This is a genomic window from Azospirillum agricola (assembly GCF_020005195.1).
Lineage (GTDB): Bacteria > Pseudomonadota > Alphaproteobacteria > Azospirillales > Azospirillaceae > Azospirillum > Azospirillum agricola.
The window spans coordinates 408,700-433,679 of record NZ_JAIFZR010000004.1 but is presented as its reverse complement, the minus strand read 5'-3'; the positions used below and the strand labels follow the sequence as shown (position 1 = coordinate 433,679).

Annotated in this window: 19 protein-coding genes; 7 read left to right on the top strand and 12 right to left on the bottom strand. The window is 70.2% G+C overall.

Features of this window, described 5'->3' with window-relative positions:
* Positions 1 to 57 precede the first annotated feature (57 nt).
* Together JN22_RS10850 and JN22_RS10845 are read right to left on the bottom strand one after the other, a co-directional pair.
* A complete protein-coding gene (locus JN22_RS10850) occupies positions 58 to 795 on the bottom strand; it encodes a sulfite exporter TauE/SafE family protein (protein WP_085553942.1) in 738 nt (245 codons plus the stop codon).
* Positions 792 to 2,420, bottom strand: coding sequence for an acyl-CoA synthetase (locus JN22_RS10845; protein ID WP_085553941.1), 1,629 nt, complete (start codon positions 2,418 to 2,420; stop codon positions 792 to 794). The genes JN22_RS10850 and JN22_RS10845 overlap by 4 nt, the downstream gene beginning before the upstream one ends.
* A 172-nt stretch (positions 2,421 to 2,592) precedes the next feature.
* On the opposite strand from JN22_RS10845, the gene JN22_RS10840 reads away from it, so the two are divergent.
* Positions 2,593 to 3,102, top strand: a complete 510-nt coding sequence (locus JN22_RS10840; protein WP_085553940.1) for an RT0821/Lpp0805 family surface protein — start codon at positions 2,593 to 2,595, stop codon at positions 3,100 to 3,102.
* A 4-nt stretch (positions 3,103 to 3,106) separates the two neighbouring features.
* Here JN22_RS10840 and pseG read toward each other — a convergent pair whose 3' ends face one another.
* The 9 genes from pseG to JN22_RS10790 all read right to left on the bottom strand — a co-directional run bounded on the left by pseG (position 3,107) and on the right by JN22_RS10790 (position 17,735).
* Positions 3,107 to 4,168 carry a UDP-2,4-diacetamido-2,4,6-trideoxy-beta-L-altropyranose hydrolase gene (gene pseG, locus JN22_RS10835; RefSeq protein WP_085553939.1) on the bottom strand — a complete coding sequence of 354 codons (1,062 nt, stop codon included), beginning with the start codon at positions 4,166 to 4,168 and terminating at the stop codon, positions 3,107 to 3,109.
* 154 nt (positions 4,169 to 4,322) lie between these two features.
* Entirely contained in the window at positions 4,323 to 5,336 is a 1,014-nt protein-coding gene (locus JN22_RS10830) for a GHMP family kinase ATP-binding protein (RefSeq protein ID WP_085553938.1), read from the bottom strand.
* Positions 5,333 to 6,058: a nucleotidyltransferase family protein gene (locus JN22_RS10825; protein ID WP_085553937.1), complete on the bottom strand. Its 726-nt coding sequence runs from the start codon at positions 6,056 to 6,058 to the stop codon at positions 5,333 to 5,335. The genes JN22_RS10830 and JN22_RS10825 overlap by 4 nt, the downstream gene beginning before the upstream one ends.
* Positions 6,055 to 6,225 (bottom strand): hypothetical protein, encoded by a 171-nt coding sequence (locus JN22_RS10820; RefSeq protein WP_179166119.1) that lies wholly within the window; start codon positions 6,223 to 6,225, stop codon positions 6,055 to 6,057. The genes JN22_RS10825 and JN22_RS10820 overlap by 4 nt, the downstream gene beginning before the upstream one ends.
* Positions 6,226 to 6,275: 50 nt before the next feature.
* On the bottom strand, positions 6,276 to 6,977 hold the full coding sequence (locus JN22_RS10815; RefSeq protein ID WP_085553936.1) for a hypothetical protein: 702 nt from the start codon (positions 6,975 to 6,977) through the stop codon (positions 6,276 to 6,278).
* A gap of 56 nt (positions 6,978 to 7,033) precedes the next feature.
* The gene (locus JN22_RS10810) at positions 7,034 to 11,794 is read right to left on the bottom strand and encodes a tetratricopeptide repeat protein (protein ID WP_085553935.1); all 4,761 of its coding nucleotides are present in this window, start codon (positions 11,792 to 11,794) and stop codon (positions 7,034 to 7,036) included.
* Positions 11,791 to 13,824 carry a tetratricopeptide repeat protein gene (locus tag JN22_RS10800; RefSeq protein WP_223677672.1) on the bottom strand — a complete coding sequence of 678 codons (2,034 nt, stop codon included), beginning with the start codon at positions 13,822 to 13,824 and terminating at the stop codon, positions 11,791 to 11,793. Before JN22_RS10800 ends, JN22_RS10810 begins: the two co-directional genes overlap by 4 nt.
* Before the next feature lie 69 nt (positions 13,825 to 13,893).
* Positions 13,894 to 16,206, bottom strand: a complete 2,313-nt coding sequence (locus tag JN22_RS10795; protein ID WP_085553934.1) for an NADP-dependent malic enzyme — start codon at positions 16,204 to 16,206, stop codon at positions 13,894 to 13,896.
* Between the two features lie 212 nt (positions 16,207 to 16,418).
* Entirely contained in the window at positions 16,419 to 17,735 is a 1,317-nt protein-coding gene (locus JN22_RS10790; protein ID WP_143268257.1) for a dicarboxylate/amino acid:cation symporter, read from the bottom strand.
* A gap of 239 nt (positions 17,736 to 17,974) precedes the next feature.
* Here JN22_RS10790 and JN22_RS10785 point away from each other — a divergent pair, with 239 nt between their 5' ends.
* The 4 genes from JN22_RS10785 to JN22_RS10770 are packed head-to-tail and all read left to right on the top strand — an operon-like array spanning position 17,975 to position 22,462.
* On the top strand, positions 17,975 to 19,807 hold the full coding sequence (locus JN22_RS10785; RefSeq protein WP_223677671.1) for a sensor histidine kinase: 1,833 nt from the start codon (positions 17,975 to 17,977) through the stop codon (positions 19,805 to 19,807).
* The gene (locus tag JN22_RS10780) at positions 19,804 to 21,183 is read left to right on the top strand and encodes a sigma-54-dependent transcriptional regulator (RefSeq protein WP_085553933.1); all 1,380 of its coding nucleotides are present in this window, start codon (positions 19,804 to 19,806) and stop codon (positions 21,181 to 21,183) included. Before JN22_RS10785 ends, JN22_RS10780 begins: the two co-directional genes overlap by 4 nt.
* Before the next feature lie 7 nt (positions 21,184 to 21,190).
* Positions 21,191 to 21,757 (top strand): AAA family ATPase, encoded by a 567-nt coding sequence (locus JN22_RS10775; protein ID WP_085553932.1) that lies wholly within the window; start codon positions 21,191 to 21,193, stop codon positions 21,755 to 21,757.
* A 60-nt stretch (positions 21,758 to 21,817) separates the two neighbouring features.
* Positions 21,818 to 22,462, top strand: a complete 645-nt coding sequence (locus JN22_RS10770) for a DedA family protein (protein ID WP_085554637.1) — start codon at positions 21,818 to 21,820, stop codon at positions 22,460 to 22,462.
* 40 nt (positions 22,463 to 22,502) lie between these two features.
* On the opposite strand, the gene JN22_RS10765 is transcribed toward JN22_RS10770, so the two are convergent.
* Positions 22,503 to 23,066, bottom strand: a complete 564-nt coding sequence (locus JN22_RS10765) for an ANTAR domain-containing response regulator (RefSeq protein ID WP_085553931.1) — start codon at positions 23,064 to 23,066, stop codon at positions 22,503 to 22,505.
* Positions 23,067 to 23,533: 467 nt separating this feature from the next.
* On the opposite strand from JN22_RS10765, the gene JN22_RS10760 reads away from it, so the two are divergent.
* Both JN22_RS10760 and JN22_RS10755 read left to right on the top strand, forming a co-directional pair.
* On the top strand, positions 23,534 to 23,959 hold the full coding sequence (locus tag JN22_RS10760) for an OsmC family protein (protein ID WP_085553930.1): 426 nt from the start codon (positions 23,534 to 23,536) through the stop codon (positions 23,957 to 23,959).
* Positions 23,960 to 24,085: 126 nt separating this feature from the next.
* A complete protein-coding gene (locus JN22_RS10755) occupies positions 24,086 to 24,904 on the top strand; it encodes an alpha/beta fold hydrolase (RefSeq protein ID WP_085553929.1) in 819 nt (272 codons plus the stop codon).
* The last annotated feature ends 76 nt before the right edge of the window (positions 24,905 to 24,980 follow it).

Below are 24,980 nucleotides of genomic sequence, written 5' to 3'. Positions count from 1 at the left end.
GCGGGACGCACGCGGTCGGTGGAGGGGCTGCGCACTCTATAGCGCGGCCCCCGCCCTTCATTTCAAGAAAAACAGCAGGCTCATCGCCAGCCCGACGGCGATGATGCCGCCGCGCAGGACGGCCGATGGGATTCGCCGCCCGACCCGCGCCCCGACATAGCCGCCGGCCACCGCCGCCAGGATCATCAGCGCCGCCTTGGGCCAGTCCACCGCGCCGCCCGCCGCATAGGCCACCACCGCGATGGCGGTCAGCACGGCGGAGAACAGGTTCTTCAGCCCGTTCATCGCGTTGAGGTCGGTCATGCCGAACAGACTGAACTGCGCCAGCAGCAGGATGCCGAGCCCACCGTTGAAATAACCGCCATAGACCGACACGACGAACAGGGTCGCCAGCAGGGCGCCCCGCCCGTGCAGCCCGACCGAGCGCAGCCGCGCGGCCAGCGCTCCGCCGAAGGCGAACAGCCCGGTCGCGAGCAGCAGCAGCCAGGGCACGACGCCGCGGAACACCTCATCCGGCGTGACCAGCAGCAGCCCCGCCCCGGCCAATCCGCCGACGAGGCTGACCAGCGCCATCACCGGCAGGCCGAGATCGCCGACCGGCGCCAGATCGTTGCGATAGCCGTAGACCCCGCTGGCGTAGCCCGGCAGCAGGGCGACGGTGCCGGTGGCGTTGGCGGCGACCGGCGGCACCCCGGCATAGATCAGGGCCGGCAGGGTGAGGAAGCTTCCCCCGCCGGCAACGGCGTTCATGGCCCCGGCAAGGAAGGCGGCGACAAGCAACAGGGTCTCGGTCATGATGCGGTACGGTCACGCAGTTCGCGGCGGATGATCTTGCCGGTGGTGGTCATGGGAAGCTGATCGAGAAACTCGATGGCGCGCGGGTATTCGTGGGCGGCCAGCCGGGTCTTCACATGCTCCTGGATGGAGGCGACCAGCGCGTCGTCGCCCGTCACCCCCTCCTGAAGCACGATGAAGGCCTTGACGATCTCGGTGCGCAGGGGATCGGGCACGCCGACGACGGCGGCCATGCGCACGGCCGGGTGACCGATCAGGCAATCCTCGATCTCGCCGGGCCCGATGCGGTAGCCGGCCGAGGTGATGACGTCGTCGTCGCGTCCGACGAAGCGGATGTAGCCGTCCGCGTCCAGTTCCCCCTGGTCGCCGGTGACCAGCCAGTCCCCGATGAATTTCGCCGCCGTGGCGTCCGGGTTGTTCCAATAGCCGAGGAACATCACCGGGTCGGGCCGGTGCACGCCGATCAGCCCGACCACGCCGGGAGGCAGCCGGTCGCCGGCGGAATCGATCACCGCCACGTCATGCCCGGGGGCCGGGCGGCCCATGATGCCGGGCTTGGGTGGCATCAGCGTCGCCGCCGACGAGACGATCATGTTGCATTCGGTCTGGCCGTAGAACTCGTTGATGGTGACGCCGAAGGTCCGGCGCCCCCAGTCGAGCAGCCCTGCCCCCAGCGTCTCGCCGCCGCTGGCGACCGAACGCATGGAATAGGCATGGCGCGTCTGCGGATCGGCGACCGAGCGCATCATCTTCAGCGCGGTCGGCGGCAGGAAGGCGTTGCGGACGCCGAACTCGGCCAGCAGGCGGAAGGCCTCCTCCGGATCGAACTTCTCGAAGCGGTGCGAGACCACCGTCACGCCATGGTGCCAGGCGGGCAGCAGCACGTCGAGCAACCCGCCGATCCACGCCCAGTCGGCGGGGGTCCAGATGCGGTCGCCCGGCTGCGGAAACAGGTCGTGCGACATCTCGACCCCCGGCAGATGGCCGAGCAGCACCCGGTGCGCGTGCAGCGCGCCTTTCGGCTGGCCGGTGGTGCCGGAGGTGTAGATGATGACCGCCGGATCGTCGGCCGCCGTGTCCACCGGGGTGAAGCCGTCCGACGCCGCGTCGGTCAGGGCGTGCCAGTCCAGGCAGTCCGGCGTGTCCTCGATGCCGTCGATGCGGAAGACGGCGCGCAGGTCCGGCAGCCGGTCGCGGATCCGCGCCAGCTTGGCGGCGCCCACGGCGTCGGTGACGACCGCCCGCGCGCCGCAGTTGGCGAGGCGATACTCCAGCGCCTCCACCCCGAACAGGGAGAAGAGCGGCACGGCGACGCCGCCCATCTTGTAGACGGCGACGTGCGAGACGGCGGTTTCGGGCGCCTGGGGCAGCAGGATGCCGACCCGGTCGCCGCGCGCCACGCCATGGGCGGCCAGCACGTTGGCGAAGCGGTTGGACAGGGCGCGGATGTCGGCGAAGCGATACTCCTCCACCCCGCCGCCGCGGCGCTTGTGGATCAGGGCGAGCCGATCCGGCTCGCACTCCGCCCACTTGTCGCAGACGTCGACGCCGATGTTGTAACGCTCGGGCACGCGCCAGACGAACTGGTCGCGCATGGTCTCATAGCGGTCCGCCTGGGGCAGCATCGCAAGTCTCCTCCCATATCTTCGCCGGCCCGTTCACGGGATCCGTTGCCGGCGATCATAGGGGCAGAGGGGGAGCCCGTCACGCGGACGGAATAATTCGCGGGTCTGCCATGTTGATGGTGCTGGAACCGACCGTTCGAAGACGTCCTTTCAAGACAGACGAGAGCCGATCATGAAAGCCAAGCCCTTCCTCGCCGTCGCCCTGTCCGCCAGCCTGCTCGCGGCCCCGCTCGCCGGCTGCGCCCAGCCGGGCTACGGCGATTCCTACGGCGGCATCGCCGCCAACAAGCAGACCGCCGGCACCGTGCTGGGCGGCGTGGCCGGCGGTCTCGCCGGGTCGCGCTTCGGCGGCGGGAGCGGCAAGCTGGTCGCGGTCGGTGTCGGCACGCTGCTGGGCGCGGCGCTCGGCAACATGGCGGGCGCCTCGCTCGACCGCGCCGACCAGACCTACGCGCTTCAGGCGGCCAACAACGCCTACGCGGCGCCGACCGGCAGCACCATCCGCTGGAACAACCCGCAGAGCGGCAACTACGGCAGCTACACCCCGGTGCGCGACGGCACCGGCGCGTCGGGCGAGCTGTGCCGCGAATACCAGACGACCATCGTCGTCCAGGGCCGCACCCAGCAGGGTTTCGGCACCGCCTGCCAGCAGCGCGACGGGACGTGGCGGATGGTGAGCTGACCGGTCACGTCACGACGGGCGGCGTGAGGCGGGCGGCGGCGAAGGCGCGGGCGATCCGGCAGGCGCCCTCGCCGTCCAGCGGCAGCGCCGCGGCCGCGGCCGCCATCGCGCCACGCCGCGCCGGCTCCCTCCACAGGGCCAGAACCGTCTCCACGATGGCCGGAACCACGTCGCCACGCCGGGCATCCACCGCGTCGCACCAGCCGAGCCTCGCCGCCTCGGCGCTGGCCGGCGCCTGGTTGTCGGCGGTCACCACCAACAGCGTCGGCACCGCCAGCGCGGCCAGTTCCCCCATCGTTCCGCCGCCGGCCGACACCGCCAGCCCCGCTTCGGCCATGAGCGTCCCCATGCGCGGGCAATCGACCTCGACCGACACCCCCGGCCCGAGCCGGGCCCCCAACGCCGACACCTCGGCGGCTCGCGGGTTGCTGCCGCCGACCACGGCAACCAGCCGGCAGCCGGACGGCCGACGGACGGCCAGCGCCTCCAGCAGCGGGCCGGTCAGCCCCAACGGATCGGAACCACCGAAGGTCAGCAACAGGACCGGGCGCCCCGCGATCGGGCGCCGGTCGACACGCGCCGCCTGCCGGATTTCCCGCCGCAGCGGCGCGTAGGCCGGACCGAGCAGCAGCAGCGCCCCCGGCGCCATCCGGTCGTAGGGCAGCCGGTGCGCCTGGGGCGCGGCGTTGACCACCAGATCGGCGTGCAGCGCGCTTCCGTCCCCCAGATCGTCCCAGGCCAGCACCCGCGCACCCGCCGCCCGCAAGCCGGCGCGGTAGGCATCGCCGAAACGGTAGCCGTCGAGCATCACCGCCGACGCATGCTCCCGCCGCAGGGCGGCGCGGGTCGCCGCAAGGTCCGCCGCCTCGCCGACCGGTCCGGCGATGGCGATTTGGCGGAATCCTTCGGCCGCCAGCCGCCGGTCGATGGCCGGGGTCGATTCCGCCGCCGCGAACATCACCTCGTGACCGTCCTCGCGCAACGCTTCGGCGACCGCGAGGCAGCGCATCACATGCCCTGTTCCGATGGCGGGCGACGCGTCGGCGCGGACGAGGATGATGGCCATGGGGTGGTTATCGTCGGACAAAAGCCACGGAATTGAATTCGATGGTCGAGTTTGCCCCGCTCCGGATCGGGAGTCCAGGCCGGTTCCCGCGGGCCCGCCAGCGCGCGGACGGGGCGCGGCCCCTTCGCACCTGGAGCCGCCCTCGGCAGCGCGATCAGGCTCGGCGGCGGCGTTCGAAATCGTCCGGCTCGTAGACGACGATCTTGCTGCCGCCGGAATCGAAACGGAAGGTCACGGCGGTCAAATCCTTCAGCCGCTCGCGCACCGCCGCCTGACGCTCCGGCGGAATGAACAGCAGCAGGAAGCCGCCGCCTCCCGCCCCCAGCAGCTTGCCTCCGAGCGCACCGGCATCGAGCGCCGCCTGATAGAGCGAGTCGATGAAGGCGGTCGAGACGTTGGACGCCAATTCGCGCTTCAGCATCCAGCCATCGTGCAGAAGCCGGCCCAGTTCGGCCAGATCACGACGCGGATCGCCAAGGATCGCGGCGGACTCGTCCACCAGGGCGCGCAAACCATGCAACTGCTCCTCGCACCGGGCGAGGTTCGCGATCTTGTCGCCTTCGATGTCGGAGGCGAAGCGCGACAGACCGGTGAAATACAGGACGAAATGATTTTGCAGCGCGTCGCGCCGCTCCCGGCCGATGATCAGCGGGGTGACGTCGATGCCGCCATCGGTCTGGAAATCGATGCGGTTCAGCCCGCCGAAGGCGGCCCACACCTGGTCCTGCGACCCGACATTCTCGCCGATCACCTCCTGCTCGATGCGGATGGCCTCCTCGGCCAGTTCCCGACGGCTCGCCATGTGGCCGCGATAGGCGTGGAGCGCGTTCAGCAGCCCGACCGTGAAGGACGAACTCGACCCCAGCCCCGACCGCGCCGGCAGATCGCCATCGTGATGGACTTCCAGCCCAGCTTCGATTCCCATCTCCGCAAGGCAGGCGCGGACCGAGGGATGCCGGATCTCCGACGTCCGCCGCACCAGTTCGATGTTCGAATAGACGATGCGGTGCTTGTGCTCGAAGAAGGGCGGCAGGGTGCGCAGGCTGATGTAGCAGTATCTGTCGATCGCCCCGCCGATCACGGAGCCGCCGTTGCGGCGGTACCATTGCGGAAGGTCGGTGCCTCCTCCGAACAAGGAGACACGGAAAGGGGTGCGGCTGATGATCATGCGTCTCTCACGCCGATCACCCCGCCGGCCGCCGCAAGGCTTTCCGGCGTGCCAATGTCGATGAAGCGCGCCTTGGCGACGTGGGCGTTCAGGCTGCCCGGTGGCGCCTTCTCCAGCACGTCGCGCTCCAGCGACACCGCTCCCTGGGCGATCACCCGGTCGAGGAAGGCGGCGGAGAACAGATAGACCCCGGCGTTGATGGTGCCGCTTCCCGGCGCCTTCTCGATGAAGCGGCGGATCCGGCTGTCGGCCCCGATCTCGACCCGGCCGTACCGGGAGGCATCGTCGACGGCGACGCAGAGCACCGACGCCTCCGCCCCGGACAGCCGGTGAGCGGCGACGAACGCGCGCAGGTCGGCGTCGAGGAAGGTGTCGCCGTTCATCACCAGGATGGTGTTCGACCGCAACTCCTTGCGGACATAGCCGAGCGCCCCGGCGGTCCCCAGCGGCTTCGGCTCGATCTGGCAGACGACGTCCATCGCACCGGCCGAATCACCGCGCGCCAGCCAGGCGGTCACCCGGTCGGCCAGATGCCCCAGGCACAGCACCACCCGGCGCGAACCGTGGGTGGAGAGATAGTCGAGCAGATGCCCCAGGAACGCCCGACCCGCCACGGGTGCGAGAACCTTGGGGGTGTCGCCCAGAACTCCCCGGATGCGCGTGCCGAGCCCACCGGCCAGCACCGCAACGTCAATGTTGGCAAGAGCGTCCTCAGACCTCAACCGACCGCCCTTTCCTGCAAGCCCATGTCGTCATCACGCAGCAGCTTACGACGAAGCGTGAGCCGGGTCACCGCACGAATGCGCCGCCCCGCCCCCTCGCCGCAAGGCTGGCCGATCATCCCCGGCTGCGCCGCAAACAACCGCCCCAGGTTGGGAGCGGCGCCCATTAATAAGGATTTCATGGTGTTTGGAAAGCGCGGCGTCGCCGAACGACCGCTCAGACGAACAGGTTGAAGCTTCCCATGAGCTTCTGCGTGCCGGTCTGGCCGCTGGGAATGGAGTTCATGTTGCTGATCGCCTGATTCAACCCGTCCAGCATCTTCTGCTGGTTGTCCGAGAGCTGGAACGGGCTGTCGCCCTTCCTCGGCTCCTTGGCGATGGTGTCGTAATCCTGGGAATAGCTGGAGCCCATGGTGAACTGGAGCGCGTAGTTCTTCTGCTCCCTGGCCGACTCGCCCTTGGCGCGGCTGACCCGCACGGTGTAGTCGCCCCGGTCGAGCGTCAGCTCGCCGCGTTGCAGGCTGCGGAAGGAATCGTAGGCCTTGCCCGCCTTCTCGTTGCTGTCGGCGACCACCTGCCCGGTCTTGCTCATGACCTGGATCTGCATCCCCGGATCGCCGACCTGCCCGATCGTCGCCTCACCCTTGGTGGTGACGCGGAACTTGTAGAAGTCGACGTTGTCGTTGGGAGCCAGCGTGCCGACCACGTTCAGCCGGCTGACGTTCTTCGACAGCACCCCGATGTCCGTCGCGAACATGCGGCTGTCGGAGGAGGATTTCCGGACGGTCTTCTCGTAGCTCTTCACGTCGCCCGTCGCCGCCGCCGGGGCCGCGGCCTCCTGCGCCGCGGCGATGGCCGCGTTGAGGGACTTGTTGAGGTCCGACACCATTTGCTTGACGCCAGACACGCTGCCCGACATGGCCTTCCCTCCCTCGCGACCAAGCCCTCACCACGATCACGGTACCGGCCATCCGGTTAACCGACAATTAATTTTTGCCCTTCGCCCTTATTCGGCGCAGGAGACGACACCATCCCCCGTAGGCACCGGGCGGCGGCGGCGATCGTGTCGGCGTGGCCGCGCCCGTCGCGCCCCAGCACGGCCATGGCCGGAAACCAGGGACGCACGCCGGCCCCCAGCGCCGACCAGTCGTTCGCTCCGCCCAGGCGCCACACCGGGGTGCCGACCGCCGCCGCCAGTTCACCGACCGAGGTCGGGGCCGTGATCACGAGGTCGAGGCCGGCCATCAGCGCCGCCACCGCATCCAGATCGTTGCGCAGATCCAGGTCCGGCCACGTCGCGACGGCGACACCGAACCGCCGCCGGGCGTCCGCCAGTTCGGCGGCGCATTCGTCGTATTGCAGATTGACGAAACGCAGGCCGGGCACCGCGAACAGCGGCCCCCACTGGTCGAGCCGGCTGTAGGCGCCGGCCCGTTCCGCCGTGATCCGGCTGCTCCGCCAGCAGACGCCGACCGTCGGGCCGGGACCAAGCGCCGTCAGCCGGTCGCGCCAGCGCGCCGCTTCCAGCGGGTCGGGAACGAGGAAACCGGGATGGGTGGGAAAATCCCCCAACCGCCGCCGCAGGATCGCCGCGACGCTCCCCATCGCGGCGTGACGGTCGCAATCCTGCGGATCGCCGGTCGGCGCCCGGACCTCGGCGCCCGGAAGGACGCGGGCGAACAGGCGCACGAGACGGGCGTCGCACTCGACGACGACCCGGCCGGCCCGGCGGACCAGATCGGGCAAGGCGGTGCCGAACATGATCTCGTCGCCCAGCCCCTGCTCCCCCCACACCAGGATGCTCAGGCCCGACGGATCCTCGCCCAGCCATTCCGGCATCGCGAAGCGCCGCCCCCGTGACTCGCCCGCCGGGAAACGGGCGGCGTAGTCCCGCCAACCGCCGTCCAGGTCGCCCGCCGACAGACGCAACAGGGCCCGGTTCATCCGCGCGTCGGCGCGGCCCGGCGCCAATCGGATCGCCCGCTCGGCGTGCCGCCGCGCCGCGCCGCTCCGGCCGAGCACCTGCTCCGCATGACCGAGGTTGAGATGGGCGTCGGCGAGCGCCGGGGCGAGGGCCAGCGCGCGACGGTGCGCCGTCAACGCCTCCCCCCAGCGCGAGAGACCGGCGAGCGCGGTCCCGAGATTCGACCAGGCCTTGGCGTGGCCCGGCGTCACCCGCAAGGCCCGCCGATGGTCGCGGGCGGCGTCGGCGAAACGCTCCATGCTCTTCCGCGCGGCACCTCCGGTGGTCAGCGCGCCGGTCAGGGACGGAGCCAGCGCCACCGCGCGGACGGCGCACACCAGCGCCTCGCCGGGGCGCTTCAGGGTCAGCAGCGCCGCCGCCAGATTGCCCCAGCTTTCCGCCGAGGCCGGAGCCAGCCGCACCGCCCGGCGGTGGCAGGCAACCGCCGGCTCCCCCGCTCCCAGCCCCTGCAACGCCACCCCAAGGTTGTTGAGCGCCTCGGGAAAGGCGGGCGAGAGGGCCAGTGCCTGGCGGTGCCCGACGGCGGCCTCGCCCAGGCGCCCCTGCGCACCCACGGCCAGACCGAGGTTGGTCCTTGCGGCCGCCCGCAACGGCTCGGCCGCCACCGCCGCCCGGTGCCAGCGCTCGGCCGCCGCCGGATCGCCCAGCAGGCGATGCGCCGCGCCCAGCAGATCCAGCGTGGTGCCGCGGCGGTTGCCGAGGCCGACGGCGCGCTCCAGGCTGCCGGCGGCCTCGGCGTGGCGTCCGCGCTTGAACAGGGCGGCCCCCAGCCCGGCATGGGCGTCGGAATCGGCGTCGTCCAGGGCCAACGCCGCGCGATACTGAATCTCCGCCTCGGCGGCGCGTCCCAGATCGTTCAGCAGCGCTCCCAGCCCGAGCCGCGCGTCGAGCGCCGCCGCATCGCGGGCCACCGCATCGGCGAGGCAGGCGAGCGCTTCCGTCCGTCGCCCCATGGCGTGCAGCGCGGTCCCGAGGTTGGCGAGCGCCTGGACGAAGCCGGGCCGCTGGGCCAGCGCGGCGCGGTAGCGCGCCTCGGCCTCGGGCAGGCGGCCGAGCGCCTGGAGGGCGCTTCCCAGATTGTTCAGCGCGTCGGGGTATGCCGGACGCAGCCGCAGCGCCGTTTCATAGCAACCCACCGCCTCCGGCAACCGTCCCAGCGCCTGGAGAACGGACCCGCGGTTGCCGTGATACTCGGCAACGTCGCCGCGCCGGGCGATGGCGCGGGCGATCAGCGCCGCCGCCTCCTCGTTGCGGTTCCGCTGATGGGCGGCGACACCCAGCAGATGGAGGGCGTCGGGATGCTCCGCGTCGGCGGCGAGGATGGCGCGATAGACCGTTTCCGCCTCGTCGAGCCGACCCGCCTGATGCAGCCGCAACCCGTCGCCGAGACTGACGGTCAGGCTTTGCGGATCGGGCGGGGGGACGAAGGGCGGGCTGGCGTCCCGCGTCGGCGGCGCCAAGGCGCGCAGGTGCGCCGCCATGCGGGCGAGCGTCCCGGCCAGCTCCTCTCCCGGACGGGGCTGGAACAGCCGCATCGACGGGAACCAGGGGCGGACGCCGCTGCCGAGTTGCGTCCAGTCCCGATGGCCGAAGCGCCAGACCGGCGTGCCCAGCGCGCCCGCCAGTTCCCCCACCGACATGGCCGGCGAGATCACGAGGTCGAGCGTGGCGATCAGCGCCGCCACGCCGTCGAAATCATCCTTGCGGTCCAGATCGCCCCAGCGGTGCAGGCGGACGCCGAAGCGCCGCTCCGCCTCGGCGATGTCGGTTTCGCAGTCGCCATATTGCAGAACCACCCAGGTGACGCCCGGCACGGCGAACAGCGCCCCCCAACGCTCCAGGCCGACATAGGCGGCGCTGCGCTCCATCGTCAGAAGCTGGCTGCGCCAGCCGATCCCGACGGTCAGCCCGGATCCCAGCGCCGCCAGCCGGTCCCGCCACCCGGCAACCCGCGCCGGATCGGGAACCAGCCAGGAGGCGCCGGCGGGAAAGGACGACAGCTTCCCGCGCAGCACGCGCGGCAGCGACCCCATCGGGACATGGCGGTCGTAATCGGCGACCGCCATCGTCTCGCGGCCCTGCGCATCGATGGCTTCAGCCCGCACGGTCAATCCGGGGAAGGAGCGCGCGAACAGCGGCACCAGCCGGTGGTCGACCTCCAGGATGGCGGACCGGGTGCGCACGGCGATCTCCGGGACGAGGGCGGAAAACAGGATGCTGTCGCCGACCCCCTGCTCGCCCCAGACCAGCAGGCGGCGCCCGGCCAGATCCTCGCCACGCCACGCCGGCGCGCGCGGCTGGCGGCCGGCCCCGACCTGCCCCGCCGCGAAACGCCACGCATAGCCCGGCCAGCCGGCCGTCAGGTCACCAGCCTCCAGGCGCAGCAGCCCCTTGTTGAAATGGGCCAGCGGCAGGTCCGGACGCAACCGCAGGGCACGGTCGTAGCAACGCTCCGCCAGGGCGTCGCCCTGCCGTTGCCGCGCCAGCCCAAGGTTGCTCCACGCCTCGGCGTAGGCCGGGTCGAGCGCCAGGGCGCGGCGAAACCAGCCCGCGGCCTCGGCGAAAAGAAGCCGGCCCTGCAAGGCGTGACCATGGTTGTTGTTGGGAACCGCCTCACCGGGGGCCAGTCGGACGGCACGGCGGTGGCAGAGGTCCGCTTCCGCGAAACGCTCGTCCTCCCGCAGGCCGTTGCCGAGGTTGGACTGGAACTCGGCCCGTCCAGGCTCCAGGGCGATGGCGACGCGCCATGCCGGAAGCGCGGCCGGCCTCCGCCCCAGCGCCTTGCGGGCGTTGCCCAGATTGTTCCAGGCGCCGGCCAGATCCGGTTTGTGGCGAAGCGCCGCGCAATGCAGCGCCTCGGCCTCGGCCAAACGCCCCTGTTTGGCGCGCAACGTGCCGAGATTGTCGCGAGGCTCCGCGAAATCGGGCTTCAGGGCAAAGGCCGCATCGAAGCAGACGGCGGCCCGATCATGTTCATTCAAATCCTGAAGAAGAAGACCAAAATTATTGAGAACAATCGGATTTTTCTGATCGAACCGCAGGGATTCAGCGTAGCGCTCCGCCGCCTCCCGCAAGCGTCCCTGCCCGTGCAGAGTCGCCGCGAGCATGGCGAGGGCCGCCGCTTCGCCATCCGGCCCCCGGCCCCCGAACGCCGCGGCCTGCCGGGCAGCGGCGGCGGCCTCGTCCAGACGTCCCAGATGCCGCAGGCTGATGGCGCGGTTCATCCAAGGACGCGGGTCGCCGGGCATCAGGGCCGCCGCGCGCTCATGGGCGGCGAGCGCCTCGTCCGCCCGCCCCAGGTCCTGGAGGATGGCCCCAAGATTGAGGTGGGCATCCGCGAGGTCGGGTGACAGGCGCGCCGCCTCGGCGTAATGGACCGCCGCCGGCTCGCGCTTTCCGACGGCGACCAGCGCCAGGGCAAGGTTGAAATGGGCGCCGGCGTGATCGGGGTTGCGGGCAATGGCCCGCTCCTGGGCGGCAACGGCATCCTCCAGCCGCCCCAACGCCTGCAACGCCAACCCGAGATTGCCGTGAAAATCGGCGGGGGTGTCGTCGATCGCCAGAGCCTTTTCAATCAATTCAATGGCTTGTAGACTTTCTCCCATCTGATGTTTCAAGACGCCAAGCAGATGAAGCGCATCGGCATGAGTCGGCTCGGCGTCGAGAAGCTTCCGGTACAACGCTTCAGCCTCGGCGAGTTTCCCCTCCCGATGGTGGCGCAGAGCGGCGGCGAATCGATCCTGAACATTCATCTGGAATCTCCAGAGAACTTCACAATCGATTGAGAAATATGAACAAGTGCATCCGACAACGTTTCTCCCCGACGTGGATGGACACAGCGCATGCTGGGAAACCAGGGCCGGGTCGGAGCACCCAGATGGGTCCAGTCCGGCCAGCCGAGCCGCCACACCGGAACCCCGAGCGCACCAGCCAGTTCGCCCGCCGACGACGCCACGGTGACCGCCAGATCCAGACCGGCAATCAGAGCCGCGGTGGCCTCGAGATCGGCCATTTGATCGAGATCGTCCCAGCGATGGATGCGCACGCCGAACCGTTCCTCGGCGGCGGCGATCTCCTCGCCGCGCCCGTCATATTGCAGGCTGACGACATGAACGTTGGGCAGGCGGAGAATGGGCCCCCATTGGTCCAGCGTGGTGTAGGCGGACCGCCGTTCCGTGGTGATCCGCCGGCTGGTCCAGGCGATGCCGACGGTCAGGCCGGGGCCGAGCGCCGTCAGCCGGTCGCGCCACAGGGCGGCCCGCGCCGGCTCCGGACACAGCCAGCCGGACCGGGCCGGGAAGTCCGCCAGCCGGCCGCGCAACCGGCGCGGCAGCGACCCGAAGGGCGCGTGGCAGTCGGCGTCGCGCGGCCCCTCCGTCGGCGGACGCACCGTGGCGGTCGGAAAGGAGCGCTGGAACAGCGGAACGAGGCGGGCATCGCACTCCAGGATCGCCGACCCGGCCCGCGCGATCACGTCGGGCAGGATGGAGCCGAACATCAGCTCGTCGCCCAGCCCCTGCTCCGCCCACAGCAGGATGCGGCGACCCGACAGATCCTCGCCGTTCCACTCCGGAATCGGCAGGCTGCGGGGACGGCTCAACCGGCCGGAGGCGAAACGGTCGGCGTAGTCGGCCCAGCCCTCCGCCAGCCGCCCCCGGCGCAGCCGCAGGATGCCGCGGTTGAAGCGCGCGACCGATTCACCGGGATCGAACTCCAGCGCCCGGGTGAAGCTGGCCTCGGCGCCCCGGTCATCGCCCAGATCCTGCAACGCCTGTCCGAGATTGGCGTGGGCCGCCGCGTAGTCGGGCCGCAGGTCGAGCGCCCGTCGTTGCAGGGCCGCCGCCTCGACGCTGCGCCCTTGCAGGCGGCGCGCGTTGCCGAGGTTGGTCAGCGCCTCGGTCATCAGAGGGGTGAGCCGCACCGCGCGGGCGAAGGCGGCGGCGGCGGCGTCGATGCGGTCGGCCTTCTGCAAGCCGAGGCCGTAACCGTTCCACGCCTCGGCGTCCGCCGGCTCGACCGCGCAATAGCGGGCGTAGATCGGCAACGCGTCGTCGCCCCGGCGCTGGACCACTCCGGCCAGCGCCAGCCAGGCGCCGGCATGGTCGGGGCGCTGGGCCACCACCATCTTCAGCGTCGTCACGCCCTCCTCCACCCGGTCCAGGTCGAGCAGGGCGAGGCCGAGCGCCGCGCGCGCCTCGACCAGATGCGGGTTGCCGGCCAGCGCTTGGCGCAGCAGCGGTTCGGCCTCGCCCGAGCGCTCCAGGGTGCGCAGGACGGCGCCGAGGTTGCCCTTGGCCTCCGCGTAGTCGGGACGGGCGCGCAGGGCGTCGCGGTAGGCTGCGGCGGCCTCGGCGAACTTGCCTTGCGCGTTCAACGCGTTGCCCAGCGTGTTCGCGGCCTCCGGAAAGGCGGCGCGCAGGCGCAGCGCGGCACGGGCCGCCGCTTCCGCCTCCGCCGAACGCCCAAGGGACTGGAGGGCGAAGGCGAGATTGGCGTGGTAGTCGGGAACGTTGCGGTTGGCGCCGACCGCCTGCCCGATCAGTTCGGCGGCGTCGGCGAAGCGCCCGGTCTGGCAGGCGATCATGCCCAGCAGATGCAGCGCGTCGGGCTGGCGTGGCTGGGCGGCCAGCGCCTGCCGGTAGAGCGCCTCGGCCTCGGCCAGCCGCCCGGCCTGATGCAGGGGCACCGCCTGCGCCAGCAGGTTCGCCGCCGCCGTCGCAGCGGCGGCGTTGCCCTTCGCGCTGGTGGCGCCGGCGGTCCTGCGCTGGTTCCGGTTCATCATGCCGCCCCGTCTGCCCGTTCCGGCTTCAGGGAATAGCACGAATCGCGCGCGGAACCAGAGCCCGGCGGATCAGATCTCCCCGGCCACCGGCGGGCGGGGAGCGGCGTTGACCGGCTCGGCGAGCTGCGCGTCGACCACCGCGACGGCGGTCATGTTGACCAGACCGCGCGTCGTCACCGACGGGGTGACGATGTGGACCGGGCGCTCCACCCCCAGCAGGATCGGTCCGACATTCTGCGCCTCGCCCAGGATCTTCATCATGTTGAAGGCGATGTTGGCGGCGTCCAGCGTCGGCATGACCAGCAGGTTCGCCTCGCCCTTCAGGCGGCTGTCGGGCAGAACCTCCTTGCGGATCGCCTCGGCGAGCGCCGCGTCGGCGTGCATCTCGCCGTCGATCTCCAGGTCGGGCATCTCGGCCGAGGCCAGCTCGTAGGCCTGGCGCATCTTGCGGGCCGACGGGGTGTCGGCGCTGCCGAAGTTGGAGTGGGAGAGCAGCGCCACCTTCGGCTCGATGCCGAAACGCTTGACCTCGTCGGCGGCCAGCCGGGCGATCTCGGCCACCTGCTCGGCGGTCGGGTCGGGATTGACGTAGGTGTCGGTGATGAAGTGCACGCCCTTCTGCGAGATCAGCGCGTTCATCGTCGCCGCGACCTTCACCCCCTCGCGCAGCCCGATCAGGCCGGCGATGTGGGCGAAATGCTCGTTGAAGCGGCCCGACGTGCCGCAGACCAGCGCGTCGGCCTCGCCGCGGCGGACCATCAGGGCGCCGAAGACGGTCGGCTGGGTGCGCACGACGTTGGCCGCGTGGCTCGGCGCCACGCCGCGGCGGCCCATGACCTTGCGATACAGCTCGGCGTAATTGTGGGTGCGCAGGTCGCGGACGGTCTCGATCACCTCGACGTCGCGGCCGATCTTCAGGCGCAGGCCCATCTCGCCGATGACCCGCTCGATCACCTCGCGGCGGCCGAGCAGGATCGGCTGGGCGATGCCGTCGTCGACCACCACCTGGGCGCAGCGGATGACGCGCGCGTCCTCGCCCTCGGCGTAGACGACGCGCTTGGGCGCGGTCTTGGCCTTGGTGATGACCGGCTTCATGAACAGGCCGGAGCGGATGACGTACTGGTTCAACTGGTCGCGGTAGGCGCGGAAATCGGCGATCGGCCGGGTGGCCACGCCGGATTCCATGGCGGCCTTGGCGACCGCCGACGACACCTCGACGATCAGGCGCGGGTCGAAGGGCTTGGGCAGGATGTAGTCGGCGCCGAAGCGCAAGGATTCGCCGACATAGGCCGCCGCCACCACGTCCGACGGCTCGGCGCGGGCGAGGTTGGCGACCGCGTGGGTCGCGGCGATCTTCATCGCCTCGTTCACCGTCGTCGCACCGACGTCGAGCGCGCCGCGGAAGATGAAGGGGAAGCACAGCACGTTGTTGACCTGGTTCGGGAAGTCCGACCGGCCGGTGGCGATGATCGCGTCGGCGCGCGCCTCGCGCGCCAGGTCCGGCATGATCTCCGGCTCCGGATTGGCGAGCGCCAGGATCAGCGGCTTCTCGGCCATGCGGGCCAGCAGCTCCGGCTTCAGCACCTTGGCGCCCGACAGGCCGAGGAAGATGTCGGCGCCGTCGATGACGTCGGCCAGCGTGCGGGCGTCGGTCGCTTGCGCGTAGGCGTCCTTGTACTCGTTCATCTGCTCGTTGCGGCCCTTGTGGACCACGCCGGCGATGTCGACCAGCCAGACATTCTCGCGGCGGACGCCGAGGCTCAGCATCAGGTCGAGACAGGCGATGCCCGCCGCCCCGCCGCCGGTGGAGACGACCTTCACCGTCGAGATGTCCTTGCCGACCAGGGCGAGGCCGTTGAGGACGGCGGCGCCCACCACGATCGCGGTGCCGTGCTGGTCGTCGTGGAAGACCGGGATCTTCATCCGCTCGCGGCAGCGGCGCTCGATCTCGAAGCAGGCCGGGGCTGCGATGTCCTCCAGGTTGATGGCGCCGAAGGTCGGCTCCAGCCGGACGATGGTCTCGACCAGCGCGTCGACGTCCAACTCGTTCAGTTCCAGGTCGAAGCAGTCGATCCCGGCGAATTTCTTGAAGAGGACGGCCTTGCCCTCCATCACCGGCTTGGCGGCCATCGGGCCGATGTTGCCCAGCCCCAGCACGGCGGTGCCGTTGGTCACCACGGCGACGAGGTTGGCCCGCGCCGTCAGCGAGGCGGCCTGGGCCGGATCGTTGGCGATGGCCATGCTGGCGACGGCGACGCCGGGCGAATAGGCCAGCGCCAGATCGCGCTGGTTCGCCATCGGCTTGGTCGCGACGACCGCCAGCTTACCCGGGCGCGGGTTGCGGTGATACTCAAGCGCCATCGCGTCGAAATCGCCGGACATGGGCCTCTTCCTCCGATTAACGTGATTCCGGTTAATTCGCTGAACCGGCTTTGGACTGGTGGTTGGTTATAGCCGAAGACATACCCTGATCCAAAGGGAAAGGGGGCGATTCGAACCCTGTCGAACCGTCCCCCTTACCTTACATGACCCGGAAGCCGCCGGTGCGGATCACTTTCGCTTTTTCCGAAAACGGGCCGCCGCCGCGCCTCGCGTCAGATGCGGACGAGCGCCGGCTCCTTGAAGTGCTGCTGGTACTCGGCGACCGCCTTGCTCTCGTCGAACTCCCCTTCCATCTTGGCGACGACGACGGTGGCCACGCCGTTGCCGACCAGATTGGTCAGGGCGCGGGCCTCCGACATGAAGCGGTCGACGCCGAGCAGCAGGGCCAGACCCTCGATGGGCAGCACGCCGGTGGCCGACAGGGTGGCGGCCAGCGTCACGAAACCGCCGCCGGTCACCGCCGCGGCACCCTTCGAGGTCAGCATCAGGATGATCAGGATGTAGAGCTGCTGCCAGATCGTCAGGTCGACGTTGAAGGCCTGGGCGATGAAGATCGCCGCCATCGACAGGTAGATCGAGGTGCCGTCGAGGTTGAAGGAATAGCCGGTGGGGATGACGAGGCCGACGACGTGCTTGGAGCAGCCGAACTTCTGCATCTTCTCCATCATGCGCGGCAGCACGGACTCGGACGACGAGGTGCCGAGCACGATCAGCAGTTCCTGGCGGATGTAGCGGATGAAGCTCCAGATGCTGAAGCCGTAGGCCTTGGCGATGCCGCCCAGAACGACGAAGACGAAGATCGCCATCGTGATGTAGACCGACGCCATCAGCTGGCCGAGCGCGGTCAGCGACGAGATGCCGTACTTGCCGATGGTGAAGGACATGGCGCCGAAGGCGCCGACCGGGGCGACGCGCATCAGGATGCCGATGACGCCGAACAGCGCGTGGCCGACCTTGTCGAAGATGTCCTCGACGACCTTGCCCTTCTGGCCCATCGCCGACAGGGCGACGCCGAAGACCACGGCGAAGAACAGGATTTGCAGCATGTCGCCCTGGACGAAGGCGCCGACCACGTTGTCGGGCACGATGCCGACGACGAAGTCCATGAAGCCGTGCTCCTTCGCCGTGGTGGCGTATTTCTGCACGGAATCGGCCTTGAGCTGGCCGGGAACGATGTTCATCCCGGCGCCCGGACGCACGAGGTTGACGACCAGCAGCCCGATGCCGAGCGCGAAGGTGGTCACGATCTCAAAATAGAGCAGCGCCTTGCCGCCGACCTTGCCGACCTTCTTCAGATTGCCGATCGAGGAGATTCCGGTGACGACCGTCAGAAAGACGATCGGGCCGATGACCATCTTCACCATCTTGATGAACAGATCGCCCAGCGGCTTCATCTCCACCGCGAGCGACGGGTAGAAGTGGCCGAGCAGAATGCCGAAGCTGATGGCGGTCAGAACCTGGAAGGTCAGGTTGGTGTAGAAGGGCTTCTTCACCGGCCCATGCTGGGCGGTGGCGGTCGCGTTGCTCATCGACGGTCTCCTCGTGGCGTTCCTGCCGGGGCATCCGTTCTGTTGACCGACGATGCGGATGACCCCGTACTTGGTTGCCTGTGAAAGCAAGCGATGGGCCAATTGCTGAATCCAGCAACATCAAGGATTTGACGAATCCACATGCGCGAAAATCCACACGACAAGCCCTGTTGCGATGTGCGAAAATCCGCACAATCCCCGGATCTCCGCAGCAATGTTGCGGCGCAGCATGGTGTTTCGTGACGTTGCCGAAGCCCTTTGACGGAACAAGGACAGATTCGATCACACAGGGGGCCGCGCGGCTGGCGGCGCTCGCGCTCGAACGGCCGCGCCGGCTGCTGCTCGCCCTGCTGCTGATCGGGGTGCCGCTGGCCGCGGCGCTGGCCGCCGGCTGGGCCGCCGGGCAGGCGGAGACGGACCTGCACGCGCACGCGCACGCGCAATTGGCGCTCTACGACGCCAATCTGCGGGCCGAGCTGGAGCGCCACGCCGCCGTTCCCCTGGCGCTGGCGCAGGATTCCGAGGTCACGGCGCTGCTGGGCGACCCGACGCCCGAGCGCATCGACCGCATGAACCGCAAGCTGGAGGGCATCGGGAAGGCTCTCGGCGCCTCCGCGCTCTACATCATGGACACCAGCGGGCTGACGCTGACCGCGAGCAACTGGAACGGAAGCTCCAGCTTCGTCGGGCAGAACTTCGCCTACCGGCCCTATTTCCGCATGGCCATCGAGCGCGGCGAGGGCCACCATTTCGCGCTCGGCACCACCTCCTTCATCCCCGGCTACTACACCGCCCACCGGGTGGTGGCGGAAAACCGCACACTGGGCGCGGTGGTGCTGAAGGTCGGCTTCGACCGGCTGGAACGGGCCTGGGTGCCCAGCCCGGAAAAGCTGCTGGTGACCGACCGCGACGGCATGGTCTTCATCACCAACGTCGAGGACTGGCGCTACCACGCCCTGCCCCGCCGCCTGCCGATCGCCCTGCCGGTCGTGCCGGAGGGCACCAGCGAGGGGCTGGACGTGCTGCCCTGGGCCTTCGGCGGCGCCGCCGACCGCATCGCCATCGCCGAGAACGGGGTGGAGCGGCGCTATCTGCTGGCCTCGGTCGCCGTGCCCGGCGGCGACTGGACCCTGCACAGCCTGACCAGCCGGGAGCCGGTGTCGGGCCGCACGCAGGTCGCCGGTCTGCTCGCCGCCGCCGCGATGGCGCTGGCCGCCGTCGCCGCCTACGCGCTGGCCCTGCGCCGCGCCGCCTTCGCCGAGCGTCTGGCGGTCCAGGAGGAGGCGCGGGCCGAGCTGGAGCGCCGCGTCGCCGAAGCGACGGCGGAGTTGCGGGAGCGGGAGAACGAGCTGACCCAGGCGGCCAAGCTGGCGGCGCTGGGCCAGATGTCGGCGGGCATCGCGCACGAGATCAACCAGCCGCTGGCCGCCATGCGCAGCTTCGCCGACAACGCGGTCGTGCTGCTGGAGCGCGGACGGACGGATTCGGTGCGCGACAATCTTGGCGAGATCGCCGGCCTGACCGACCGCATGGCGGCGATCACCCGCCAGTTGAAGGGCTTCGCCCGGCGCGCCTCGGGCCGGCTGGGGCCGGTGTCGGCCAACGGCGCCGTCGGGCAGGCGCTGTCGCTGCTGGAATCCCGGCTGCGGCGCGACGACGTGACGGTCGAGACCGACCTGCCCGCTCACACCGTCTGGGTGACCGGCGAGGACGTGCGATTGCAGCAGGTGCTGGTCAACCTGATCGGCAACGCCGCCGACGCCGTGCGCGGCGCTCCGGTGCGCCGGCTGCGCATCACCCTGACCACGGCGGACGACGTGGCACTGCTCAGCGTCGCCGACAGCGGAACCGGCATCCGCGACGCCGACCTGCCCCGGATGTTCGTGCCCTTCTTCACCACGAAGGAGGCGGGCGAGGGGCTCGGGCTCGGGCTGTCGATCAGCCACGGCATCGTCGAGGATTTCGGCGGCAGCCTGACCGCCGCCAACGGCCGCTCCGGCCTGCTGGGCGGCGCCGTCTTCACCATGCGGCTCAAGGTCGCCGAGCAGAAAACAATGGAACAGTCATCATGACCGTGAACGGCAGCGGCAGCGGCACGGGCGGCGGCGGTGCCGGCAGCGTGCTTTTCGTGGACGACGAGCGCGCCGTCCGGCTGGCCGGGCAGCAGACGCTGGAACTCGCCGGCTTCGAGGTGACCGCCTGCGACGGGGCGGAACGCGCCCTGCGCCATGTCGCGCGCGACTGGCCGGGCTGCCTGGTGACCGACGTGCGGATGCCGCAGATGGACGGGCTCGCCCTGATGGAGCGGGTGCGGACCATCGACTCAGACCTGCCGGTCATCCTCATCACCGGCCACGGCGACGTGCCGATGGCGGTGCAGGCGATGCGCGACGGGGCCTACGACTTCCTGGAAAAGCCCTTCCCCTCCGACCGGCTGGTCGAGACCGTCCGCCGCGCCGTCGACAAGCGCCGGCTGGTGCTCGAGAACCGCCGCCTGCGCGCCGCCCTGTCGGGGGGCGGCGAATCCACCCAGGGCATCGTCGGCCGCACCGCCGGCATCGAGCGGCTGCGCGCGACCATCGCGGCGGTGGCCGACACCGACGCCGACGTTCTGGTGTTCGGCGAGACCGGCACCGGCAAGGAGATGGTCGCCCGCGCCCTGCATGGCGCCAGCGCCCGGCGCAAGCACCCCTTCGTCGCCCTGAACTGCGGCGCCATGCCCGAGGCGATCTTCGAAAGCGAACTGTTCGGCCATGAAGCCGGAGCCTTCACCGGTGCCGCCAAGCGCCGCGTCGGCCGCATCGAGCACGCCAGCGGCGGCACCCTGTTCCTCGACGAGATCGAGAGCATGCCGCTGTCGCTCCAGGTCAAGCTTCTGCGCGTCATCCAGGAACGGGTGGTCGAGCCGCTGGGCTCGAACGAGCTGGTTCCGGTCGACCTGCGCGTGGTGGCGGCGACCAAGGTCGACCTCAAGCAGGCGGCGGCGGCCGGGAAGTTCCGCGAGGATCTCTATTACCGGCTGAACGTGGTGGTGGTGAGCATCCCGCCGCTGCGCGAGCGGCGCGACGACGTTCCGCTGCTGTTCCAGCATTTCGTCGTCCAGGCGGCCGGCCGCTACAACCGCGAGCCGCGCGTCGCCTCGCCGGCCCAGATGCAGAGGCTGGTCGCCCAGGACTGGCCGGGCAACGTCCGCGAACTGCGCAACGCCGCCGACCGCTTCGTCCTGGGGCTGGAGGATGTGGCGGCGGAACCCGCCGCTCCCTCCCAGGCCTCGGCGCCGTCCCTGGCCGAACGGGTCGACCATTTCGAGAAGGGGCTGATCCAGAGCGAGCTGGCCCGCCAGAAGGGCAGCGTGAAGGCCGCCATCGAGGCGCTGAACATTCCGCGCAAGACCTTCTACGACAAGCTCAAGCGCTACGGGTTGAGCCGCGAGGATTTCGTGGAGTGACGCGGCCATGAAGGGCAACGCGACCCCGGACGGTCCCAACCGCCTGTTCGTCCTGACGGGTGGACCGGGGTCGGGAAAGAGCACGCTGATCCGCGCGCTGGAACAGGCCGGCCACGCCTGCGCCGAGGAGGCCGGGCGCGGCGTGATCCGCGACCAGACCGCCATCGGCGGTTCCGCCCTGCCCTGGATCGACCCGTCGGCCTTCGCCGAGCAGATGCTGGGCTGGGACATGCGCTCCCATCGCAACGCCCGCGGCCATCCGGGGGCCGTCTTCTTCGACCGCGGCGTGCCCGACACCGTCGGCTATCTGCGGCTGCACGGCCTGCCGGTGCCACCGCACCTGGAAAGGGCGGTCGACCTGTTCCGTTATGAAAAACGGGTGTTCATCGCCCCGCCCTGGCCCGAGATCTACGAGCGGGACGCCGAGCGCCGGCAGTCGCCGGAGGAGGCGGAGCGCACCCACCGCTCCATGGTGGAGACCTACGGCGACTGCGGCTACGAGCTGGTCGAGCTTCCCCGCCGTCCCGTGCCGGAGCGCGTGACGTTCGTTCTCGAACAGGCCGGACTCCGCTAGAGCGCTGGAAAACCGCCGAGCCTCGCCCCATGTCACCACGACAACCAGGATTTGGCCGCCTTGCCGATCGCATTTCCGGATTTCAAAGCCCAGGCGACCGCCCTCGCCTCCTTCATCGAGACGCACGCGGAGTGGGCCGGAGCCATCATCTTCCTGGTGGCCTTCACCGAGGGGATCACGATCGTCGGTCTTCTGGTTCCCGGCGTCGTCATGCTGACCGCGGCCGGGGCGCTGGTGGCCGCCGGCATCCTCGATTTCTGGACCGTCTATCTGGCGATCGTGGGCGGCGCCGTTCTGGGCGATGCCGCCTCCTACTGGCTGGGCCGCCTTTACGGCGAGCGTCTGTTCCAACTCTGGCCGTTCAGCCGGCGTCCGGAGCTGCGCGACCGGGGCGAAGCCTTCTTCCTACGGCATGGCGGCAAGAGCGTGTTCCTGGCGCGCTTCGTCGGCCCCCTGCGCGCCGTGGTGCCGACCACCGCCGGCATGATGGCGATGCCTCACCGGCAGTTCCAGACCTTCAACCTGCTGTCGGCGGCGATCTGGGCTCCCCTGCTGATGTCGCCCGGCCACCTCGCCTGGACCGGCTACGACCTGAGCAGCCTCGGCAACCGCAACGCACCGGCGGCCGGGAGCGCGGAAAGCGCGCCGGGGCTGTGCAGGGTCGCTCCCCCCGTCGCCGGCTCGCCGCGGAATCCGGCCTGCTGATTCCGCCAGCCCATCCCGGCCGATCCGCCGGACGCCAGGGTCAGCGCTTCAGCAGATCGGCGACGTTCAGCACCGCCTCCGCCACCTCGACCAGCCGCCTGTTCTGGTCCATCGCCATCTTGCGCAGCGTCCTGTAGGCCTGCTCCTCGCTGAGGTCGCGGTGCGCCATCAACAGCCCCTTGGCCCGCTCGACGATCTTGCGGTCGTTCAGCGCGGCGCGTGACTTCTCCAACTCCTCGTTGACCGTCTGGAAGCGGTGGAAGTGCCCGGACACGGTTTCCATGATCGACCGCACCAGCTTGGCGCTCAACCCGTCCACCGCGTAGATGCTGACACCGGCCCTGACGGCGCGGGCCATCAGCGGGCGGTCCTCCTCGCCGACCAGGAGCGCGATCGGGCGCGGCGTCTCCCGGTTGATCGACATCAGATCCTCCAGATAGTCGCGGTAAGGGGAGGCCAGATCGACGATGATGACGTCGGGCCGGTGCACCTGGATGGCGGCGCGCAGGTCGGCGTCGACGCCGATCACCGCCGCGATCTCCGCCCCGGACTCGCGCAGGCTGTCCTTCACCACCCCGGCGCGTTCGCCATCGTCGTCGACCATCAGAACCCGCAACGCTCCGCCCCCCGTCCGATGTCCACGCTTCGCGTCCGAAGCAAGATGCAAGCCAACCGCCAAACCCCCAAAGCCGGCCACCCGCCGCCCACGCTTTCAGCAGAAAGACGCCCGCGTGGCAGGATGCCTGGAAAAACGGCGCCTCCGCGGCCGGAACGGACAGCCGGAAGCCCTTGCATCGTCTCTCGGCGCAAAGGAACCGGCTCTTTGGTCTGGTTGCATCGGCCTTTTTCACCGCAAAATCCGGGCCATCCCTGTACCCAATCCGAAAGTCCCATCTTGACGCGACCTTTGCCCATTCCTTGGGCTGGCCGCCCATCGCCTGAACAGAATCCGGGAGTTCCGCAACCGCCGGGCTCTCCGTACGGAGTATGCCTTTGCCGGCCTCGCGCCGCGCCCTAGCTACTGTCCGGTTGGAAACCACCCTTCACGCGAGAACCAAGGAGACGACGATCATGGCGATGCGGCAATCCGACGCCGAATGGCGTGGCGACCTGAAATCGGGCAGCGGCAGGATGCGGCTCGGCAGCGGGGCGTTCGAAGGGTCCTACTCCTTCCCGTCGCGCTTCGAGAACGGCACCGGCACCAACCCCGAGGAGCTGATCGCCGCCGCCCACGCCGGCTGCTTCTCCATGGCGCTGTCGGCGGCGCTGTCGCAGGCCGGCCATCCGCCGACCCGCGTCCACACCAACGCCAAGGTCCATCTGGAGAAGGACGGCGCCGGTTTCTCGATCACCCGGATCGAGCTGGAATGCGAAGCCGAGGTTCCCGGCATCGACGCCGCCGCCTTCGCCCAGCAGGCCGACGGCGCCAAGGCCAACTGCCCGGTCTCCAAGGCGCTGGCCGGAACCGAGATCAGCCTGAACGCCAGGCTGCTCTGACGCGGCACCCCCTTGCGGATGCCCCGACCCGCGATGCTACAGTGCGCGCCGCCCGCGACCGGGCGGCGCGCCGTCGCCATGCCCGTCGCCGGCCAAGGGAAAGCGACGCGACGGGGGAAACGCGCCATGGCTCCGCAGGGGACCGCAGCAGACTTCACGGACGGCTTCATCGACATCGCCGGCGACCGGCTGGAATACCGCCGCATCCCGGCCGCGGGCGAGGGACGGCCGACGCTGGTCTTCCTGCATGAGGGCCTCGGCTGCATCGCCATCTGGAAGGATTTTCCCGACCGGCTGGCGGCGGCGACCGGCTGCGGCGCGCTGATCTACTCCCGGCGCGGCTACGGCGCCTCCTCCCCCGTCACCCCACCCCGCCCCATCGATTATCTGCACCGCGAGGCCGACATCGTGCTGCCGGCGCTGCTCGACGCCTTCGGCCTGACCGACACGGTGCTGGTCGGGCACAGCGACGGCGCCTCCATCGCGCTGCTCGCCGTCGCCGGCCCCCTCCTAGCCCCGCGCATCCGGCTGGCAATCGCCGAGGCTCCCCATGTCTTCGTCGAGGACGTCACCATCGCCGGCATCCGGGCGGCGGGCGACCTCTACCACAACGGCGGGCTGCGCGAGCGGCTGAAGCGGCTGCATGGCGACAATGTCGACGGCGCCTTCCACGGCTGGCACGAGACATGGCTGACCCCGGCCTTCCGGCATTGGAACATCGAGGATCGGCTGCCGTCGATCCGCACGCCGCTGCTCGTCATCCAGGGCGTCGGCGACGAGTACGCGACGGCGGCGCAGTATGACGCCATCGCCGCGCGCAGCGGCGGCCCGGTGTCGGTTCTGGTGCTGGAGGGTTGCGGCCACACCCCCCACCGCGATCGGGCGGAGGCCGTGCTCGCCGCCATGGCCGAGGCCATCGGCGTGGCGGCACGGCCGGCGGCATAAGCGCATCCACCCCATCCGGCCGGGGTACTTCTAGCCAAAGGGCCGATTGACCGTACCCTTTTCATCAAACCATAGT

Coding starts and splice junctions, on each gene's coding strand:
- pseG (WP_085553939.1), bottom strand. CDS start 4,168: ATGGCCATCATCCTCGTCCGCGCCGACGCGTCGCCCGCCATCGGAACA.
- JN22_RS10800 (WP_223677672.1), bottom strand. CDS start 13,824: ATGATGAACCGGAACCAGCGCAGGACCGCCGGCGCCACCAGCGCGAAG.
- JN22_RS10775 (WP_085553932.1), top strand. CDS start 21,191: ATGAAGGGCAACGCGACCCCGGACGGTCCCAACCGCCTGTTCGTCCTG.
- JN22_RS10830 (WP_085553938.1), bottom strand. CDS start 5,336: ATGATCATCAGCCGCACCCCTTTCCGTGTCTCCTTGTTCGGAGGAGGC.
- JN22_RS10845 (WP_085553941.1), bottom strand. CDS start 2,420: ATGCTGCCCCAGGCGGACCGCTATGAGACCATGCGCGACCAGTTCGTC.
- JN22_RS10795 (WP_085553934.1), bottom strand. CDS start 16,206: ATGTCCGGCGATTTCGACGCGATGGCGCTTGAGTATCACCGCAACCCG.
- JN22_RS10810 (WP_085553935.1), bottom strand. CDS start 11,794: ATGAATGTTCAGGATCGATTCGCCGCCGCTCTGCGCCACCATCGGGAG.
- JN22_RS10765 (WP_085553931.1), bottom strand. CDS start 23,066: ATGGTCGACGACGATGGCGAACGCGCCGGGGTGGTGAAGGACAGCCTG.
- JN22_RS10840 (WP_085553940.1), top strand. CDS start 2,593: ATGAAAGCCAAGCCCTTCCTCGCCGTCGCCCTGTCCGCCAGCCTGCTC.
- JN22_RS10815 (WP_085553936.1), bottom strand. CDS start 6,977: ATGTCGGGCAGCGTGTCTGGCGTCAAGCAAATGGTGTCGGACCTCAAC.
- JN22_RS10850 (WP_085553942.1), bottom strand. CDS start 795: ATGACCGAGACCCTGTTGCTTGTCGCCGCCTTCCTTGCCGGGGCCATG.
- JN22_RS10755 (WP_085553929.1), top strand. CDS start 24,086: ATGGCTCCGCAGGGGACCGCAGCAGACTTCACGGACGGCTTCATCGAC.
- JN22_RS10780 (WP_085553933.1), top strand. CDS start 19,804: ATGACCGTGAACGGCAGCGGCAGCGGCACGGGCGGCGGCGGTGCCGGC.
- JN22_RS10760 (WP_085553930.1), top strand. CDS start 23,534: ATGGCGATGCGGCAATCCGACGCCGAATGGCGTGGCGACCTGAAATCG.
- JN22_RS10790 (WP_143268257.1), bottom strand. CDS start 17,735: ATGAGCAACGCGACCGCCACCGCCCAGCATGGGCCGGTGAAGAAGCCC.
- JN22_RS10820 (WP_179166119.1), bottom strand. CDS start 6,225: ATGGGCGCCGCTCCCAACCTGGGGCGGTTGTTTGCGGCGCAGCCGGGG.